The sequence below is a fragment of the Paenibacillus sp. D2_2 genome (assembly GCF_031199965.1).
In the GTDB taxonomy this organism is placed as follows: domain Bacteria; phylum Bacillota; class Bacilli; order Paenibacillales; family Paenibacillaceae; genus Fontibacillus.
This window is the reverse complement of record NZ_CP133605.1, coordinates 2566170-2584978: the sequence shown is the minus strand read 5'-3', so window position 1 is coordinate 2584978 and position 18809 is coordinate 2566170. Positions and strand designations below refer to the sequence as shown.

Below are 18809 nucleotides of genomic sequence, written 5' to 3'. Positions count from 1 at the left end.
TCTACAAATTTCCATCTAGTGCTTATTTTTCGCTATTGTTTGTTAGATTCCTTCTATAAATATATTTACGCCAACCATATTCTCGGGTAGCGAACATGTAAAACACCTTCTTCCATAGCGGAAAAGGGGTGTTAGATGTTCCGAGCAAAACACTAAAAAATCACAGGCAATTTGCCTGTGATTGATCATCCTTTGAACAGATCCTCGATCACGTTCGAATCAAAATGATTCACAATTTTATATTCCCAACTGTATCTTTTATGATTGCTGGAACCGTTCATAATTCGTATGTGGTCCGGACGGTAGTAGGTAACGGTAAAGCTTGAAGTACGCCCATGAAACCGAATCTCATATTCATCGTCACTAAATGTTTTCATGCTATTCTTCAATAGTTTGAGGTCAGACAAACTATTGAAAATGCGCTTAATTGTAGCTTGATCCGTAATTTTCAGCTCCTGTTCATCTGGCTTGTTAAAGTTTTTACTAACGCGCATTTCACTGACAGAGTCGAATTCATGCATCTGATTGAGAACTAACTCTTTAAATGATGTTCTGGTTTGAATCACCGAGTACACCGCAGCGCTTAAAAGAATCAAAGCAACAAAACTCAAAAAAGTGTACCATAAACGGATACTCATCCGATAATCTCCTTACTCATCTCTTTTTACGGCATAGTAGAACCATTTTGAGCTACATAAATGCCTAAATGCAAAGACTAATCAATTGTAACATAGGTATAGGAAAAATAATCCATATAATTTTTAAACCTATCAGAGTTCTCCACAACTGGACATAATCACATTATGATTCTATAGATCTATAATGTACCAGGCATCACAAGCAAAATGATCCGTTGCATTAAGCGGCTTGTCCAATGATTTGAAACCCTTCTTCGTATAAAACTTGTTGGCAGCAATCATATTACTGAGCGTCTCCAAATAGCATTGCTTATAATGATCCTTCGCGTAATCCAATGCGATCTCGAGTAATTGGCTAGCTGCTCCGGTCCCGCGTGCTTCCTGCAATGCATACATCTTCTGTAGTTCACAAATATGCGAAAATCCATTAACGGGTCCTATCCCACAACCCGCTATAATCTTTCCCTCTTCCTCTACGACCCAATATTTAGAGCCATCGGCTCTGTATAAATGATAGAAATCGCTTAAATTCGGATCAGCCCATGCTGTACCCGGTTTATTCGCACCAAATTCTATCAGGCAAGTTCTGATAAGACTCTCAACTTGCTTGTTATCTTTTTTCTCAATCTCTCTAATCAGCATATATTCGCCTCCACAGTACTTTCCAAGCCACTATATCTTTCTTTAGCTGTTGTTCAAAGACATTATAATTGTGAAGTAAAGTACCTTCATTAGCAATTGTTTTTTCACCATCCTTGACACATTGATGTAACATTCTTATCTTACATTGGTGCTAAGGAGGGAAAGAAATGAACATCAAAAACATCACATTCATCATCTGTGTGGCAAGCGTGGTACTAGCGACAGGCTGCGCGAACATGCAAAAAACAGAAAGCGCACGGCCTGCCATACAGGGAACGCAGCAAAAGGCTGCCGGTCATGCGGCTGAAAGCGTAAGCCAAACGGCAGCGTATGATTTCGACTTTAACGCCGACCCGGAGACAAGCCAATTATTCATCATTCGAAACGGAGCAAAGACAAGCGCGTCGCTTCCAATGCCGAAAGAGCCTGTTAAGAACCTGGCTAAAACCCCTACATCCATCTCTTGGACATACCCCCAGAAACAAATGGACATTAAAATGGAGAAAAAAGACCGCTACCTCGAAATCTCGCTAACTTCTACTGGAGCTAAGCAATTTGAATGGCCCAAGGTGCAGGGGACAGCTACATGCTACCCATCGGCGAAGGCAAATATATCCCTAGCGAAGATCAGACATGGAAAAGCTATTTAAAGGATAACAGTATGAGTTTTATCGAAAGTTTTACCATGCGTTTTTTTGCCGTGAACCAAAAGCAGGATTCGATCCTATTCATTGCAGACGATATGTTCAACGACACCGTTCAATTTCAAACCGAACCTGCGATTCAAATGAGCTTTACGCATGAATTTCCATCCGTTAATCCGAACAAAACGTATCGTTTCCGTGTTTATGTCACCGACAATAATCCGGTTCAAATCGCGAAAGTCTACCGTTCCTATATTCAGGAGAAAGGCGAATTTACGACGCTATCGGAAAAAGTAGCCCAAAACCCAAACGTGAGTAAGCTGTTTGGTGCACCGCATATTTATTTATGGAGCGGCCAGGTATTAACCAAAGATAACATTCATTGGGATACCCTCATTCATTCGATCCATGAGCCGCTCTACGGCTGGATTGGAGAACTGCTGGATAAGTACAGCGAAGATGGTGCAACGGAATATAACCAGACTCTTACTGACATATCCAAAAATGGGTATATCGCCAACTATCAAAAACAAACGCTGACAAGAGCGCTGAATTCTGTCTTAAAAATGCCCCAGTTCTACAATTCCGGTATATTTGCGGATGTGGATGAAAACTCGAAAAAGCTTATTGCTAAAGGTATCAATCGTTTAAGCGAGCAAGAGTTGTATGAGTTGAACAAAAACGTGCTGAAAAGCGCTCTAAAAAACAACGCTGACCCAATAGAACTATGGGGAGCAAAAGCTTCGACCGAACTTCTGCAGGACATGCATGATGCCGGAATCGGTAAAGCTTGGATCGGCCTACCCAATTGGGCGGACGGGCTGTTAAATCCCGAGATGGTCGAACAAGCGGTGCGTCTCGGGTATCTGGTAGGACCGTACGATTCCTATCATTCCATACAGCAGAAAGCGAGCATAGACTGGAACACGGCATCTTTCCCTGATGCTTCCCTTTACGATGCGGCAACGATTGATAATAAAAACGGTCAAAAGATCAATGGCTTCTTAGGCAAGGGACGCAAGCTAAATCCTACGCTATCGCTACCCAGCGTCAAGCAGCGTGTCAGCAGCATACTGCAAGATGGTATCCCTTTTAATTCCTGGTTCATTGACTGCGACGCTACAGGAGAAATTTATGACGATTATTCCAAGTCGCATCCGACGACCCAGCAACAGGATCTTGCGGCCCGGCTGGAGCGAATGGGGTACATTAGGGACGATAAACATATGGTAATCGGTTCCGAAGGCGGCAATGACTTCGCCAGCCAGACCATCGCCTTCGCGCACGGGATCGAAACGCCTGTGATCGCCTGGTCCGATCCGGATATGCGCGCAAACAAGACCAGTCCTTATTATGTCGGCGGGTATTGGTCAGCAAATGGAGGAATCCCAGAAAGATATGCCAAAACCGTTCCGGTCAAGGAAGCGTATGAGCATATCTATACCGATCCCTTTTACTCTTTGCCGTTATATAAACTTGTTTATAACGATTCGGTGATCACCACGCATCATTGGGAATGGGGAAGCCTCAAAATCGAAGACGAAATTGGGAGCCGAATGCTTACAGAGCTTCTCTACAACGTTCCGCCATTGTATCACTTCGATCAAGACAGCTGGAAAAAGAACAAGAAATTGATTACGGATTATTTTAAGGTGTGGAGCCCTTTCCATGAGAAAGCTGTTACCAAGCCGATGACGTCTTTTCAAATATGCTCCCGGATCGTCTTGTACAGTCTGCCTCCTATGGTGATCAACTGCGGATTACCGTCAATATTTCTGACAAAGACGTTACGTATAACCAGCACACAATCCCGGCCAAATCGGCAGTGATCGAGGATGGCAGTAAGGTGACGACCTTCCGTGCACCCAATCTCTAATATGATGCTTAAATCCTCGTGCCGGAACGTATAAGTTATTTTATCTCCAAGAAAATAGCCCCCATTCAGCTTCATGCCGAATGAGGGTTGTTTTCTTGAAAGTAGATGTAAAAGTGGATCGTCTGATCCTTTGTTTCTACATGGCAACGAAAGCCATGCCGTTCTAGAACCGTTTTGACGATTGCAAGGCCAAGGCCCGTGCCCGACACTGCTTTATGCCTCGAGCTTTCCTCCACATAAAAGGGCTCCCACATCTGAGATGCATCGGCGATCTCTCCTGTAAATCGATTGCTCACAGCAAGTACGATCTCACCATCCTGCTTACTAAAATGCACGTCAATTCTTTCGCCTGTTGCATATTTGATTGCATTGCCAAGTAGGTTGTGAAACACCATCCGAATTTTGTCCGGATCCACTGCAATCAAAGGATTTCCCTCCAGATCATCGCGAATCACAAGCTGCAAATGCCTTGATTTCAGCTCGATGCTAAATTTTTCGACACATTCATGGAACAAATCCTTAACGGCAACAGGTCGAAGTTCAAGCTCGTCCCTTTCGATTTTCGTAAAATTCAAAAACTCGTCAATAAGCTTAACCATGTTCTTAGTCTGGCGCAGAATCGTGGCCGCATAACTGCCGTCATCAAGCCCATCTTGAATCCCTTCGGCATAAGCCTGAATGAGCGAAACCGGCGTTTTCAGCTCATGCGTCATATCCGACATAAACCGCTTTAAGCTTACATTTTTTCTGGATAAATCCGCATGCGCAATGCTCAGCTTGTCGCTCATGGCGTTGATACTTTCCGCCAGCTCCCCAATTTCATCCCCGGTAACGACTTTGGCTTTTCGGAAACGGAGCTCCGATATATCCTTCGCCACCTGCCCTAGTTCTTTCAGTGGTTTAGTCATCCGATATGACAAAATCCAGACCACCGACACGATAATCAGCACCGAACAAAGCGCAAGAATCAAAATGAATTCATTGATCATCTGGATCGTATCACTGATATAGGCCATCGAAAGCCCAATCAAGACAATAGTTTCGCCCTTCGGGATAAAACTTGCGTAGAAGCTGGATTTAAGCTTACCTTGATCATATATTTTATTGACTCGGATACCCGATTTAACCTTCAACAACGATTCGTCCGTAATCCAGAACTTATTTAGCGTCACTCTCTTTGTCGCAAGCTGCTGTTTGAGCGATTCATTCAGGTCATTTTCCGGTTTCTGCAAATCGTCATACACGATCGTCACGTGGTATTGCTGCTCAAGCTGTGGAATCGCGTCGTCCCAGTTTGCATCCGAAAGATCGGAAATTGTATTTACGGCTTCCCCGAGCTGTTCTTTCGTTTTGTAAATATAGTATTTCGGCATAAACAGGTTCGCTAGCAGTACGAACATGATGAAAATGAGCAAGACAGCAACCGTAATGCTTATAAACAGCTTACGCCCTAGCTTATTCATCGCCGGCCTCCACGCTATAGCCAAGTCCTCGGTGCGTTTGAATCACGTTTTCGCCAACTTTCTCTCGCAACCTGCGAACATGAGTATCCACCGTTCTTGCATCACCAAAATAATCGAGACCCCATACTAAGTCCAGTAATTGCTGCCGGGACAGAATCTGGCCTTTGTGGCGGACAAGGGAGTACATAAGCTCAAATTCCGTTTTTGTTAACTGCAAATCTACGTAGTCCTTATATATTTTATAGCCTTCTGGATCGATTCGAAGCGATTTATATAGCAGTCCCTTGTCATCGTCTAGCAGCTTTTTGGCCCGGAGAACGAGAATCTTCGGGTGAAAAGGCTTACGGATATACTCATCCGCACCAATGCTGAGCGCCTTCAGTTCATCCTCTTCTTCGCTTTTGGCCGTCAAAATCAGCACTTTTTTGTCCGAACGCGATTTGATTTCCCGGCATACTTCAATCCCACTTTGCTTCGGCATCATCCAATCAAGAATAGCAAGATCAACTTTCTCACGATAAAAAATATCCAATGCTTCCTCTCCGTTTTCTGCCGTAAACACCTTGTACCCTTCCTTCTTGAAATACGCCGTTAAAATCCGAAGCATATCTGGTTCATCGTCTGCAATTAATATCCGCATATCAATCTCCCTTACCAATATCTAACCGTTGATAGACTCATTAACGGCCATCTCAATGAATCCCAGTACCTTGTCAACTGCCCCGTCCATTTTGCTAACTTTCATCGCATCCACAAATGATTTTTGATTGCTATAAGTACGATCCACTGCTTTCAGGAAGGTTTCTTTTGTCAGATCAGATTCATACAATACCTCTGCATAGCCTGCATCCTTAAAGTACTCCGCATTTAATGTTTGCCCTGTTAGTGTTCCACCAATGGCATGTGGGATCAATAACATAGGTTTTCGTAAAAGGAGACATTCATGTATCGCATTCGAACCAGCCCTCGATACAATAATATCGGCCATTGCCATCAGATCAGCAAGCTCTTCACGAACATACTCAAACGGTCTATAACCAGCGTAGTGACCAATAGACAGATCCATCTTCCCGATTCCGCAAATATGGACGACTTGATAACTCTTTAACAGCTTCGGGAGTGCTTCTTTGACAATGCGATTGATTCGCTCTGCTCCTTGACTACCTCCCATAATCAGAAGAATTGGTAGTTCTTCGTTGAATCCGCAAAGCCCGATGCCACGTGCGCGACTGCCCAACTTCAGTTCCTCTCTAACAATCGGACCGACATGTGTCATTTTCCCGTCAAATATCCGGTCAAAGGCAGTAGACTTACTGAAGGTCGTACACATTACTTGTGCAAATTTTCGTGATATCCGATTCGCAAGCCCGGGGTGGAGATCAGGCTCAAAAATGATTACTGGAATTCCGTTCATGGCAGCACCGATCACGACAGGAACTGCGACGAATCCACCTAAGGAAAACACAACACCTGGCTTAATCCGAAAAAGAGAAAGAACGCCTGTATAATGCCTAGTACAAGCTTAAACAAATCTGTTACATTCGCCCATGCCCAGTATCTTCTTAACTTCCCTGTATTAATCGCGTAATAACGAACATTCTTCAAAGAGGCAACCATTTCGCGTTCGATACCGCGCTTCGACCCGATGTAATGAATGTCCCAACCTTCCTCCAACAAGCGAGAAATCAGTACAAGATTAGCTGTAACATGACCAGCGGATCCGCCACCCGTTAGCACAATTCTTCGTTGCATCCTATAAAACCTCCTCTGTGAAGCAGTTGTTCAATTTCTTTAAGTGACATCATATAATCCTCCGAATGATAACCTCGACGTGCATCGTATAGTTGAATTTCATTCACCCCTAACGAGTCTTTTGTGTCTTCGGGGGTAATAATAAAGTATTGATCATGAATATCGTTCACCCGGCTGATCTCCGATTCCGTAATCAATGTCTCATGAAGTTTCTCACCTGAACGAATGCCTACATAATGAATTTTGGTTTGCTTTGATTTAGAGTGATTAATTAACACCTGTGCAAGATCCGTTATTCTACAGGCTGCCATTTTAGCAACGAATATTTCGCCTGTGAAGATGTTCTCCATCGCTGTCAGTAAGATTCGAACAGCATCCTCTAAAGTAAGAAAGAAACGTGTCATTCCTGGATCGGTTACACTGAGATTTCTCCCCTCATTCAGTTGCTCTTTAAATAAAGGCACAACACTTCCAGCCGTTCCGAGAACATTACCGCTTCTAAAACATGCAAACCTTGTATTTGATCTTCCATTAGCGTAAATGATAAGCTTCTCACCGATTGCTTTCGTCATACCATAGGTATTTGTAGGGTTGACTGCTTTATCAGTTGAAACATACATCACCTTCCGCACATGGTTCTCAATTGCTGCATCGATCACATTTTGCGTTCCAATTATGTTTGTTTTGAGCGCACTCTCGGGCTGATTCTCACAGATCGGAACATGTTTAAGCGCTGCTAGGTGATAAACCTCGTCTACACCGCTGCAGGCCATGGTCATTTCCGCTTTATCCCGAATATCACCAATTATGAATTTTAATCTGGGATCCCCAATTTTTTGACGCATTTGAACTTGCAGCGATTCGTTCCGTGAGAATATCCTGATCTCCTTTGGTTGTTCTTTCAGAAGTTGCGTGACCAGTTCCAATCCCCACGAGCCAGTGCCGCCAGTAATTAAAATCGTTTTATTTGTCATCTTACATCCCTCCATAACTTGCCCTATCTGATACTACTATCTTGGGTTCGTTATGTTACACCAGTGTGACAATCATAAATAACATGGCATATCCTACCCTAAGGCACATCAATTCCCTACATAAATATCAAAAAGCCTAATAGATTAGGCTTTTTGATATTTATATAACAACTTCTCCCAGCAGATATCTTTAAATTTTCGGGTCCATGCCTCCGTACTTTCGCAATTATATGTCATCGAACAGGTATTCCTGTTCTGATATCTACACCTCATCGCCACTTGCCTCGAATTTGCTCAGCATCAAGAACCATTCTGTTGATCAGTTCGGAAACCGTTGGCACATCATGAATCATGCCTGTCACTTGCCCGGCCCAACCAAAGCCCTCTTCTCGAATGCCTTCGTAAATCCACTTTTTGTTAGCTTCACCGCTAATATATTTTTTTAACGCCTCATAGGTTGGCGTCTGTTGCTCGATCTCCATTATTTTATCGATGTAGCTGTTTCGTAGCGCTCTCGCTGGGGCGCCTATGGAACGTTTGATAACCGCCGTATCACTCTCAGAGGCTTCGACCAAGGCTTGTTTATAGGTTGACGAAGCATGAACACATTCCCTGGTTGCGATAAAGCGAGTTCCCATTTCGATCCCTTCGGCTCCAAGCGCAAGGGCTGCCATCCATCCCCGTCCGTCCCCGATACCACCTGAAGCTACAACAGGGATTCCAACCGCATCCACTACCTGAGGAACGAGCACCATCGTTCCTACGTCATCACGTCCCAGATGGCCTCCTCCCTCTTGACCAACGACAATGACAGCGGAAGTGCCTAGTTGTTCCGCTTTTTGTGCTTGTCTGCGCGATGAGACTAACACTAAGGTCTTAATGTTCGTAGACTGCAATTGTTGCAATAAGGGAGCCGGGTTTCCGCCCGTTATCGTTATAGCAGGTACCTGCTCATCAATCGCTGTCTGTACCATGTCTTCGTAGTCGCTATGATGCATCCCTATCGCAAAGTTGACTCCAAACGGCTTGTCAGTCAGAGCTCTAGCACGATGTATTTCCTGACGAAGAGACGCGGCATTCGGAAGACTCATAGCCGTAATCTGGCCTAAGCCACCGGCATTCGATACAGCAGCAGCAAGCTCTGCATAGGCAAGATAAGCCAGCCCTCCTTGGATGATCGGATATTGTATCTGCAGAAGCTCTGTCAGCCGTGTAGCCCAATCCACACTTATCCCCCTGATATGAAATCAATTTACCCGGATGCCAATTCGGATTATCATTAGTTCAACTTAACAGCATGATTAATGCCAGTATCGCCGTGAAGCAAGCAACCAGATAATCAATCCGTTTCAGCTTGAGCTGTTTATATACGGTACGTCCTCTACCATTTCCATATGCCCGGGCATTAATAGCTAGCGATAACTGCTCCGCACGTTGGATTGTCGTAATCAGCAGAGGTACTAGAAGCGGAATATAGGCAAACATGCGTCTTGGCAGTTTAAGAGATGCTATGTCATATCCTCTGGCCTTCTGGGCTAGCATAATACGATCCAGCTCCTCTACAATCGTTGGAATAAAACGAATCGCGATCACAATCATCAAAGAAAACTGCTCAATCGGCACGTGGAGTTTGCTTAGCGGCGACATCAGCTTTTCAAGACCTTGAGCCAATGTTAATGGCTTGGTGGTCAAGGTTAGCACTGAGGATAGCAAAATCAATAGAATGATTCGCCACACGACGAATGATCCATTTTGCAGCCCTTCGGTAGTTATTTTGATAACAGACCAGGACCAAATCACAGTACCTTCTGTCATCAAAGCATGATATACAAAGGTAAACATCAATATAAATAAAAGAGGCTTTAGCCCTCTTGCATATTTATGGAATGGAATTCGTGATAATAGTAAAACAAAGAAAACAATGACAGTAGCAGCTGTATAGTTAATTAATGATTGCAGTGTAAAGAAGCTCAGCATCATCGCCAACATACACACTAGCTTCGAGCGCGGGTCCAGTCGATGAATGATGGAATTCGTCTCTACATATTGTCCCAGCAAAATTTTATTTCCCATGTAAATGTCCTCTTGCCTGCCAAATGGGCAATACTTTACGAAGGATGTCCTGCTCCCTGCAGCTTGCGACTTCGATCTTCTGCCCGGATAATTGCTCGATCAGCCCTAACAGCTGTACCGCCTCAGGCAGCAGCAAGCCCGCTTCCTCCACCAATTCCCTATTTCTCAAAAATAATTCGCTAGCATCATAGTGACCCAGCAAATGTCCTCCACGAAAAACCATCACTTCGTCCGAATATTGAGCTACATCCTCCATGCGATGAGAAATGAACAAAACAGTACTGTTGTTCCTCCACTGCCATTCCTTCAGCATATTCAACAAATTATCTCGACTTAAAGGATCAAGGCCTGCAGTCGGTTCGTCCAAAATAAGCAGCTTCGGCTCCATCATTAATACCGAGGCGAGGGCAATGCGCCGTTTCAAACCCCCGCTCAGTTGAAAGGGTGACAGCGGCAAAATATCGGAAGACAATCCGAACTGCGGTAAAATGTAATCTATCTGCTCAGCGATTTGCTCGGATGAATATCCCATTATTTTCAGAGCAAAAGCCAGTTCATTATATACCGTTGTTTCAAAGATTTGATGCTCAGGGTATTGAAAAACAAAGCCAATTTCCGAAGCAACCTTCACCTGTCCTTTTCGATCACGAGGAAGAGGCTGTTGATTGATCAGATATTCACCCTCGTAATCAGAGATCAATCCCTTCAACAGTTTGGCAAAGGTTGACTTCCCAGCGCCGGTTTGTCCTATGACAGAAATCCACTTGCCGTTCTGAATAGAACAGCTTACATTATGAAGAGCCTTGCGCCCGGCAAAGCTCACGCTCACCTGTTTCATCTCGTAGACCATTGGGAAGTTATCATCTCCTTCCAATCGGCCATCAATGGGAGACTTAACTGAAGCGCTCGATGCAATCGTACGGCAAAGGGGGAATCCATCCCATAATCCTTCAGGCAAACTGTATTAAAGAAGGTTAGCGGGTGTCCATCAAATTCCAATCTCCCTTCGTGCAGCAGTAAGAGGCGATCTGCTGTGAGCACTTCCTCCAAATGATGAGTGATATGAATGATCGTCATGCCCTGCCGATGCAGTTCATACATGATCGAAAGTAGCTGTTCTCTACCCTGTGGATCGAGCATGGAAGTAGCCTCATCGAATATCATGATCCGGGGGCGCATGGCAAGTATTGCCGCGATGGCTACGCGCTGTTTCTGACCGCCTGACAACTCATGCGGCATTGCATCGGTATAGTCCTCCATTTGTACAGCCCGGAGCGCATCGTCCAACCGAATTGTCATTTCATCTCTTGACACTCTAATATTCTCCAGGCCGAACAGAACCTCATCCATTACTGTAGTAGTAATGAACTGATCATCCGGGTTTTGAAACACCAAACCAATTTGTCGATGGATTTCTGCAACATCCTTCACGTTTGCTGTGTCCAGGTGATCAAGTTTTACTCTACCTTTCCTGGTCTGAAGCAAACCGTTCATAAGCCGGGCCAACGTTGATTTGCCACAGCCATTGCCCCCAATGACAGCAACGAATTCACCATCGTTAATCGTAAGACTTAAATCATCTATGATCGTCTGAGCCTTATCATAATAAAAATGAACATGATCCAGTGTTAGCATTTATTGCCCTTCCTTCCGATTGTTCCACGAGGTGAAAAAAGCCTCCGTCCCATACATCGTGCTGACAGGTACCGGCTTCTGCCACCTGGTCACTTTCGAACCGTTTATTCCGAATATTTCGCCTGTCAGCTCCTGATCGGGCTGCACCAACAGGGAGACTACAAAAAGGGCAACATCATCAGCATTGCCTACCTGCCAGAACTCCGGGTACGGTTCATTACGAAGTGCGCATTTTTGCCATAAATGTTCCATTACGGGTCGAGTCATATCGGTTAAAGCCGCAGGCGCAACGGCATTGACTCTGATGAAATAACGCTTCAGCTCTTCTGCCAGCGTCCACACCATGCCAAGGATACCAGCTTTTGCCGCACTATAATTGACCTGTCCGACAGAGCCTTGTAATCCGGCAGTAGAGGTCATCAACAGTATGTCGCCCCCGCGCTGTGTCATATAGGGTAGCACTCGCTGTATACAATAAAAGGCTCCATTCAAATGCACATCCAATACGGATCGCCACTGCTCATCCGACATCAACAGGCACTTGCTATCCATTAAATTACCAGCATTATGAATCAATACATCAATACCGCCATATCTTTCAACCATCGCTTCCACCATAGCCGTCACTGCCTCGGGATCTGCGACGCTGGCACAGTAACCGAAAGCCTTGCCACCCGCCATACGAATCTCCTCTATGACAGTGTCGATCAGTTTCTGTTGTGTCCCATTAACAACAACCTGGTACCCGCTTCTCGCCAGTTGTAGCGCCATACTGCGTCCGATACCTCTACTGGCACCGGTAATCAAGACCGTTTTCTCCACTAGAAGGCCCTCTCTTTCACTGTGAAAGTACCCTTGGCAATCACATCTCCATCCTCTGAAGTGACAGTGACTTGGATATTGTACTCACAAGCCTCAAATTGAAAGCAAGCGGTTGTCTCAGAATACAGCGGTTTTTGAAACTTCATACTATAGGAACTAATCCAGTGATTGCGATGCTCTACCAGATATAAAGACTGCGCTAATCCCATAATGTACATTCCATGCGCAATCGGACGCTCATAACCTGCTTCTCGAGCTGCATGTGTATCTAGATGAAAAGCTGCTGTATCTTGGGAGACTTCGGCATATTGTGAGATCATAGCCGCAGTAATCTGTCTTCTCATACACTGTCACCTACTAATATTAATGTAGTTACCGCAGTAACGATTAGATTCCCCTCACATGTACAAGTAAGAGTATGCGTATATAAGGTTAACTCTCCCTGACGTCCCACCTTAGTCTCTACTTTGCTTAGCGCCAATTCACAATCCAGGTCCATCTCCGCCATCAGTGGTGCTTCGTAGTGAAATTGCTGCATGCCGTGAATGAGCGATTCATCCATGCTAAGCCAAGGAGCTTTCGCGATTTGCCAGAAAGTAACCGGCATCGTTGTCGGAGCGATCAACATGTCATCTATCTTTTGCAAAGGTGCTTCAATACTGTTGGCGTAATCCATAATGGACTGCGCAGACAGATGCAGCTTAAAATGAAGCTTATTCATTCTACGGCCTCCACTAAAGTGGCAAGCCCCATACCGCCACCAATACCCAGTGTAGCTACTCCTCGTTTGAAAGGTTCCCGCATCATTTCAGCACATAAGCGCGTCATTAAGATCGCGCCGGACGCTCCGTAAGGATGACCTAGAGCGAGCGCGCCGCCACCTCTATTCACCTTATTCTGTAGGATGTGAAGCTCCTGCAATGAAGCTAGCACTTGGGAGGCGAAGGCCTCATTTAACTCCACGACATCCAAATCATTTATCGACATCCGTTGTCTGCTTAACAGCTTCTGAATGGCAGGAACCTGCCGATCCCAAGATATTGCGGATCAACCCCTGCAGCAACGGCATCCACAACACGTAAAATAGGCTTTAAGCCGAGTTCTTGACATTTTTGCAGTGACATGATGAGGACTAGGGACGCACCATCATTGATAGGACAAGCATTTCCGGCGGTTACGGTACCCTCTTCCATGAATATAGGCCGAAGTTTTTGCAGCTTCTCAAGGCTTGTATCGGTTCTGGGACATTCATCAGCAACAACCGAGTCTCCGTTCACTTGTAACGGCACAATTTCACCTGCAAATCGTCCGATTTCTTGTGAATTCACTGCTTTTTGATGGCTGCTTAAGGAGTACATATCCTGTGCTTCTCTGGAAATCCCGTACTTTCGGGCCACGTTTTCTGCGGCTATGCCCATATCGGGATCGCCGTATGAGCTTGGTGTGAAATGAGCTCGCGTATACAGCTCAGGAACTCCAACCAACGTTTTCGGCTTGAACATTTTCCATGGTGCACGACTTGTGCTTTCGACACCGCCAGCCAAATAGACGTCCCCTGCGCCGCTCTGAATGAGTCGTGCTGCTAAATTTATCGCTTCCAGTCCTGAACCGCATTGGCGATCAACTGTTATACCGGGCACTGTAACAGGCAGCCCTGCCTCCAGGGCCGCTAAACGCGCTATATTTCCCCGGGACCAATAACATTTCCGATAATAACCTCATCGATCATATCTTGTGGCACACCTGTTTCAGAAATAATATGGCGGATCAGTGGGGCAAGCATAACTTCAGGCTCGAGCGTACTTAGCGCCCCCCAATTCTGCCTATAGGTGTACGTTTAGCCAATACAATTACAGCTTCTTTCATGACTCCACTCTCTTCAAGTATTCTTTCATCGCGTGGCGTGCAATCTTCCCGCTGCTTGTATAGATGAACTGATCCACAGTGATGAGCTGCTTTGGTGCTTTGTAACTAGCCAAATTTTCGCGACAGTACGCCTTGAGCTCATCGATCGTTAACCGCTGATCTCCTCGCCATTGTACGATCGCTGTTACCATTTCACCCCAGTGGTGGTTCGGAATACCGAATACCATCACTTCGCGAATCGCCGGAATACGCTGTAGCACAGCTTCTACTTCCTCCGGAATTACGTTTAGACCGCCGGTAACCATCATATTTTTAGAACGACCAGTCATATATAGAAATCCGTCACTATCGATGAACATAAAGTCTCCTGTCTTTAGCCATCCGTTCTGAAATACAGTAGCTGTCTCTTCAGGTAATTGATAATATCCAAGGAACATCATGTCGCTGCGAATGTACAACTGACCAATACTTCCCGGTGCTACCTCCTGGAAATGTTCGTCTCGAATCGATATTTCAACCCCTGTAAAAGGTCTACCGACCGATCCGAGCTTATTATCTTCATTCACATTCAAATAACTGATATAACTCGCCTCTGATGAACCGTAATATTCGTACAGCTTTACCCCGTTAAATACTTCCCGGCACCTTTGCTTCGAATGCTCCGACCAAGTTCCGCCCGAGCTGATTAAGGCTTGGATATGCGTATGACCTGGAACGGTCAACGAAATCAACGAATCGATCATCGTTGGCACGGCAAACAGAACCATATCTGAATGATTTGAACACAAACTCAGTACCTCAGCTGCATTAAATTGCTGCACGATATGAAACGTCGCACCGTTATATAGACTCTGCATCAGAGCGAATAGAGACAAGGAATGTACAAAAGGACCGGGTGCAGTAAAATGCTGCAAATGAACTAATTGGAAAGCTTCATTCGTCGCTTCAAAGCTTCGAATCCAAGATAAATGCGTGCGCATGAATCCTTTTGGAATCCCGGTCGTTCCTGAAGTAAAACCGATAAATAACAGTTCGTTAGGATGATTCAATTCGGGAGCCGCTTGGTGCCGGGTTAGCCATTTCTCATAAGAACAAGATGGTTCATCCGAGAACTCAATTATCTGACTATCATTACTCTGTAAGGTTATCTTTGAAGCAAATGCAGTCTCGGCAAAAATAAAGCTCGGTTGACATTGCCCAATAATCTCATTCAATTCCACCGAACTCCATTTTGGATCTAGAAGCACGGGCACAAATCCAGCGTAGACGGCGCCCAGAAACACCTCCACAAACTCCTGTCGATTCGTTGACAGGATCGCTATCTTGTCATGATTCATACCATTCTGCATAATACCTTGTGCCACTTGCCTAACTCGTTGTACCAAAGCCGCATATGTTAGTTTCCCCTGCTTGGAGGATATCGCTATCCGGTTCGGTTCTTGTAGCGCATGTTGAAGTATAGGTAACAATAAATTCAATTTAATCACACCTATGGAAAATTTCATTTAACCATGATCATTGATTCTTTATGTCTTTAATCGGGCTGAAGGCCTTCAATTGTACCGCAATGAGCGCTGCGATAATCGCTTTGATCAGATCACCCGGCAAGTATACCGTGGAAGCTACTAGTCCAGCCCAAATCGACGTATTTGTAATAAGAGCCATCACAGGGGCTCCAATTAGACTGACTAGGATTACCCCAAAAACAGCATTGATGAAGAAAACCTTCCATGTCTTAATCCCTGTCCATACCTTCTCTGTAGCAAATCCGATACAAAAGGCAGCCACCGGCCAACTAAAGATGTATCCTGCCGACGGTCCTACTAACACAGATAAACCGCCTCGCCCTCCAGACAATATCGGCAAACCTATTGCAACCAAAACGATAAAGACGATGAGACAAAGCGCAGCCGCTCTTTTCCCAGAAAGCAGCCGGCAAGCATAACGCCAAGTGTCTGCGCTGTTATAGGAACAGGAATAAACCCTAATGGAATTGGGGGAATCATACCCAATACTGCGATGAAAGCTGCGAATAATGCAGCGAATACGAATTCTTGTGTTCTCAACTGACTACCTCCGTCAAAACAAAATAAAATACGATCCTCATTAGAGTCGACTTCTAACGTAATAGAATTATAGCTTGGTGATATTTAATTGTAAACCTAAAAATTTATCTCCAGGTTGACAATTAAATTTAGAAGTCGGAATACTATAAATCTCATGAAAATAGGAAACCCCCATTCGATCTGAAATATAGCAGATCAAATGGGGGCTTTATTTAACTGAAACCAATGATCGGGTGAGGTACATACGGCTCTTCTAACCACGCAATTTCTTCAGGTGTTAACGTAACAGATAGCGCGCCTACCGCGTCTTCAAGCTGGGATATTTTTGTAACGCCAATGATCGGAGCAGTTACAGGCTGTTTCTGCAATAACCAGGCAAGTGCAATATGAATACGGGACACTCCACGTTTCTCCGCCAGTTCTGCCACTCGCTTCACAACCAATCGATCCTTCTCTGCAGTCGCATCATATTTAGATCTCTGAATCTGATCGGTTTCAGAACGATGCGTTGTTTCCGTCCAATCACGAATCAATCTTCCTGAAGCAAGTGGACTATAAGGAATAACACCGATTTTCTCTTCTCTGCAAAGAGGTAGCATCTCCCTTTCCTCTTCTCGATACATAAGATTCAAATGATTTTGCATCGACACGAACTTGGTCCAGCCATTTCTGTCCGCAACATTTAGTGCTTTATGAAACTGCCAAGCGTACATAGCGGAGGCACCAATGTATCTTGCCTTACCCGCCTTAACAACATCGTGCAATGCTTCCATCGTCTCTTCAATCGGAGTATCGTAATCCCAACGATGGATTTGGTACAGATCCACATAGTCTGTTCCCAATCGCTTGAGACTCTTATCTATCTCACTCATGATGGCCTTTCGGGAGAGTCCGGCACCATTTGGACCTTGATGCATGCGGAAATGCACTTTGGTTGCAAGCACAATTTCATCCCGATTGGCATAATCCCTCAGCGCCCGGCCAACAATCTCTTCACTCGTACCATCCGAGTATACATTTGCTGTATCAAAAAAATTGATGCCGAGCTCCAATGCATTCTTTATGATTGGGCGACTACGCTCTTCATCAAGTACCCAAGGATGAGTCCAACGCTCTGCTACACCAAAGCTCATACAGCCAAGACAAAGTCGGGATACATCTAACCCTGTATTTCCTAGTTTTACGTATTCCATAACTTCTACACACTCCTTTATTTAATAGTATGAATAGAGACCAATCTATTTGCCAGAATACGGTCTGCTAAATCTATTATGCTGTAATTACCCAGTGATACGTTATCTCAAAAATATTGAATGATTGCCTAATTCTCTTACAGCTCTTCGAATGAAGGATATGATAGCTTATACTATATAGGACAACGATTGAGGAGGAATTTCATGTCACGGGATATACATGAACAGCATAATGAACTAGCTGGGCTGATCGAACGTCACTGCTTTCATGAAGGAATTCAAAAAACAGCAATTCCCTCACTATATTTGATCCGTTATTCCAATACGACCGAACCGGACTACGCAGTTTATAAGCCTTGCTTGTGTTTCATTACCAAAGGTTCCAAACAAATATTTCTAGCCAATGAACGTTACACTTACAATCCCGCCAATTATTTGATTGCATCTATGAACCTACCGGTAGTTGGCCAGGTCATCAAAGCTACTTCTGACGAACCCTATTTAAGTTTGAAACTGGAATTTACAAAGAATCAGATTTTAGAGATTTTAACGGACTCGGGCATGCAGCCGATGCCTAAAGGTAACTCGAAGCGGGCTTTATTTGTCGGTCAAATGGAGCCGAATCTGATAGATGCGATTCTCAGGCTAGCAAGACTATTAGATCAACCGGACGATATTCCATTTCTGGCACCTCTGTTTACCAGAGAAATACTATATCGGCTATTGCAGGGAGAGTATGGAATTACATTGGCACAGATTGCTATGGAAGGATGCAGTACTTATCGGATCAGGGACGCTATAGAACAAATTATGCAGCACTATAATCAGCCTCTGCGTATTGATGAGCTTGCTGAACTGGCCTGCATGAGCGTGTCTTCATTTCACCGGAACTTTAAAGAAGTGACAGCTATGAGTCCAATTCAGTTTCAAAAAGAACTGCGTTTACAAGAAGCTCGTCGTCTATTATTATCCGAGGCATCAGAGGCTGCTGAAGTAGCTTATCGCGTTGGTTATGAAAGCGCGTCTCAATTCAGTCGTGAATATTCCCGCATGTTCGGTTCTCCCCCTAGAGCAGACATCAAACGTCTTAAAGAGAACTATGAGCAAAGACGAAATGCTTAGTAATTACTATTTTCAATAAAAGAGGGCTAAAGTGATTTTCCAC

At 44.6% G+C, this 18809-nt stretch carries 19 protein-coding genes and 2 pseudogenes; 2 read left to right on the top strand and 19 right to left on the bottom strand.

Features of this window, described 5'->3' with window-relative positions; genetic code table 11:
• Window positions 1-185: 185 nt before the first annotated feature.
• Together RE628_RS13190 and RE628_RS13185 are read right to left on the bottom strand one after the other, a co-directional pair.
• The gene (locus RE628_RS13190; protein ID WP_309159092.1) at window positions 186-638 is read right to left on the bottom strand and encodes a hypothetical protein; all 453 of its coding nucleotides are present in this window, start codon (window positions 636-638) and stop codon (window positions 186-188) included.
• 171 nt (window positions 639-809) lie between these two features.
• Window positions 810-1280, bottom strand: a complete 471-nt coding sequence (locus tag RE628_RS13185) for a GNAT family N-acetyltransferase (protein WP_309159091.1) — start codon at window positions 1278-1280, stop codon at window positions 810-812.
• Window positions 1281-1516: 236 nt separating this feature from the next.
• Here RE628_RS13185 and RE628_RS13175 point away from each other — a divergent pair.
• A pseudogene (locus RE628_RS13175) lies at window positions 1517-3800 on the top strand (glycoside hydrolase).
• Window positions 3801-3871: 71 nt separating this feature from the next.
• Here the strand turns inward: RE628_RS13175 and RE628_RS13170 are convergent.
• From RE628_RS13170 to RE628_RS13090, 17 genes and pseudogenes are all read right to left on the bottom strand, one after another.
• On the bottom strand, window positions 3872-5263 hold the full coding sequence (locus tag RE628_RS13170; protein WP_309159088.1) for a sensor histidine kinase: 1392 nt from the start codon (window positions 5261-5263) through the stop codon (window positions 3872-3874).
• A complete protein-coding gene (locus RE628_RS13165; protein WP_309159087.1) occupies window positions 5256-5903 on the bottom strand; it encodes a response regulator transcription factor in 648 nt (215 codons plus the stop codon). Before RE628_RS13165 ends, RE628_RS13170 begins: the two co-directional genes overlap by 8 nt.
• A gap of 21 nt (window positions 5904-5924) precedes the next feature.
• Entirely contained in the window at window positions 5925-6728 is an 804-nt protein-coding gene (locus RE628_RS13160; RefSeq protein WP_309159086.1) for a glycosyltransferase, read from the bottom strand.
• Window positions 6716-7015 carry a glycosyltransferase gene (locus RE628_RS13155; RefSeq protein ID WP_309159085.1) on the bottom strand — a complete coding sequence of 100 codons (300 nt, stop codon included), beginning with the start codon at window positions 7013-7015 and terminating at the stop codon, window positions 6716-6718. Before RE628_RS13155 ends, RE628_RS13160 begins: the two co-directional genes overlap by 13 nt.
• A complete protein-coding gene (locus tag RE628_RS13150; RefSeq protein ID WP_309159084.1) occupies window positions 6994-7989 on the bottom strand; it encodes a polysaccharide biosynthesis protein in 996 nt (331 codons plus the stop codon). The genes RE628_RS13155 and RE628_RS13150 overlap by 22 nt, the downstream gene beginning before the upstream one ends.
• Before the next feature lie 269 nt (window positions 7990-8258).
• A complete protein-coding gene (locus RE628_RS13145; protein WP_309159083.1) occupies window positions 8259-9215 on the bottom strand; it encodes an NAD(P)H-dependent flavin oxidoreductase in 957 nt (318 codons plus the stop codon).
• A 58-nt stretch (window positions 9216-9273) separates the two neighbouring features.
• A complete protein-coding gene (locus RE628_RS13140; RefSeq protein WP_309159082.1) occupies window positions 9274-10062 on the bottom strand; it encodes an energy-coupling factor transporter transmembrane component T family protein in 789 nt (262 codons plus the stop codon).
• A complete protein-coding gene (locus RE628_RS13135; protein WP_309159081.1) occupies window positions 10052-10900 on the bottom strand; it encodes an ATP-binding cassette domain-containing protein in 849 nt (282 codons plus the stop codon). The genes RE628_RS13140 and RE628_RS13135 overlap by 11 nt, the downstream gene beginning before the upstream one ends.
• Window positions 10897-11697: an energy-coupling factor transporter ATPase gene (locus RE628_RS13130; protein ID WP_309159080.1), complete on the bottom strand. Its 801-nt coding sequence runs from the start codon at window positions 11695-11697 to the stop codon at window positions 10897-10899. The genes RE628_RS13135 and RE628_RS13130 overlap by 4 nt, the downstream gene beginning before the upstream one ends.
• Window positions 11698-12519, bottom strand: coding sequence for an SDR family NAD(P)-dependent oxidoreductase (locus RE628_RS13125; protein ID WP_309159079.1), 822 nt, complete (start codon window positions 12517-12519; stop codon window positions 11698-11700).
• Window positions 12519-12863 carry a MaoC family dehydratase gene (locus tag RE628_RS13120; RefSeq protein WP_309159078.1) on the bottom strand — a complete coding sequence of 115 codons (345 nt, stop codon included), beginning with the start codon at window positions 12861-12863 and terminating at the stop codon, window positions 12519-12521. Before RE628_RS13120 ends, RE628_RS13125 begins: the two co-directional genes overlap by 1 nt.
• On the bottom strand, window positions 12860-13240 hold the full coding sequence (locus tag RE628_RS13115; protein WP_309159077.1) for an FAS1-like dehydratase domain-containing protein: 381 nt from the start codon (window positions 13238-13240) through the stop codon (window positions 12860-12862). Before RE628_RS13115 ends, RE628_RS13120 begins: the two co-directional genes overlap by 4 nt.
• Window positions 13237-14385, bottom strand: a pseudogene (locus RE628_RS13110) (thiolase family protein). Before RE628_RS13110 ends, RE628_RS13115 begins: the two are co-directional and overlap by 4 nt.
• Entirely contained in the window at window positions 14382-15863 is a 1482-nt protein-coding gene (locus RE628_RS13105) for an AMP-binding protein (protein ID WP_309159076.1), read from the bottom strand. The pseudogene RE628_RS13110 and the gene RE628_RS13105 overlap by 4 nt, the downstream one beginning before the upstream one ends.
• 37 nt (window positions 15864-15900) lie before the next feature.
• Complete coding sequence (locus RE628_RS13100; RefSeq protein WP_309159075.1) at window positions 15901-16266, bottom strand: biotin transporter BioY; 366 nt, start codon at window positions 16264-16266, stop codon at window positions 15901-15903.
• Window positions 16254-16451 carry a biotin transporter BioY gene (locus RE628_RS13095; protein ID WP_309159074.1) on the bottom strand — a complete coding sequence of 66 codons (198 nt, stop codon included), beginning with the start codon at window positions 16449-16451 and terminating at the stop codon, window positions 16254-16256. Before RE628_RS13095 ends, RE628_RS13100 begins: the two co-directional genes overlap by 13 nt.
• A 212-nt stretch (window positions 16452-16663) precedes the next feature.
• Window positions 16664-17644, bottom strand: a complete 981-nt coding sequence (locus RE628_RS13090; protein ID WP_309159073.1) for an aldo/keto reductase — start codon at window positions 17642-17644, stop codon at window positions 16664-16666.
• 204 nt (window positions 17645-17848) lie between these two features.
• On the opposite strand from RE628_RS13090, the gene RE628_RS13085 reads away from it, so the two are divergent.
• Complete coding sequence (locus tag RE628_RS13085; RefSeq protein ID WP_309159072.1) at window positions 17849-18766, top strand: AraC family transcriptional regulator; 918 nt, start codon at window positions 17849-17851, stop codon at window positions 18764-18766.
• The last annotated feature ends 43 nt before the right edge of the window (window positions 18767-18809 follow it).

Coding starts and splice junctions, on each gene's coding strand:
- RE628_RS13190 (WP_309159092.1), bottom strand. CDS start 638: ATGAGTATCCGTTTATGGTACACTTTTTTGAGTTTTGTTGCTTTGATT.
- RE628_RS13185 (WP_309159091.1), bottom strand. CDS start 1,280: ATGCTGATTAGAGAGATTGAGAAAAAAGATAACAAGCAAGTTGAGAGT.
- RE628_RS13170 (WP_309159088.1), bottom strand. CDS start 5,263: ATGAATAAGCTAGGGCGTAAGCTGTTTATAAGCATTACGGTTGCTGTC.
- RE628_RS13165 (WP_309159087.1), bottom strand. CDS start 5,903: ATGCGGATATTAATTGCAGACGATGAACCAGATATGCTTCGGATTTTA.
- RE628_RS13155 (WP_309159085.1), bottom strand. CDS start 7,015: ATGCAACGAAGAATTGTGCTAACGGGTGGCGGATCCGCTGGTCATGTT.
- RE628_RS13150 (WP_309159084.1), bottom strand. CDS start 7,989: ATGACAAATAAAACGATTTTAATTACTGGCGGCACTGGCTCGTGGGGA.
- RE628_RS13140 (WP_309159082.1), bottom strand. CDS start 10,062: ATGGGAAATAAAATTTTGCTGGGACAATATGTAGAGACGAATTCCATC.
- RE628_RS13135 (WP_309159081.1), bottom strand. CDS start 10,900: ATGAAACAGGTGAGCGTGAGCTTTGCCGGGCGCAAGGCTCTTCATAAT.
- RE628_RS13130 (WP_309159080.1), bottom strand. CDS start 11,697: ATGCTAACACTGGATCATGTTCATTTTTATTATGATAAGGCTCAGACG.
- RE628_RS13120 (WP_309159078.1), bottom strand. CDS start 12,863: ATGAGAAGACAGATTACTGCGGCTATGATCTCACAATATGCCGAAGTC.
- RE628_RS13115 (WP_309159077.1), bottom strand. CDS start 13,240: ATGAATAAGCTTCATTTTAAGCTGCATCTGTCTGCGCAGTCCATTATG.
- RE628_RS13090 (WP_309159073.1), bottom strand. CDS start 17,644: ATGGAATACGTAAAACTAGGAAATACAGGGTTAGATGTATCCCGACTT.
- RE628_RS13085 (WP_309159072.1), top strand. CDS start 17,849: ATGTCACGGGATATACATGAACAGCATAATGAACTAGCTGGGCTGATC.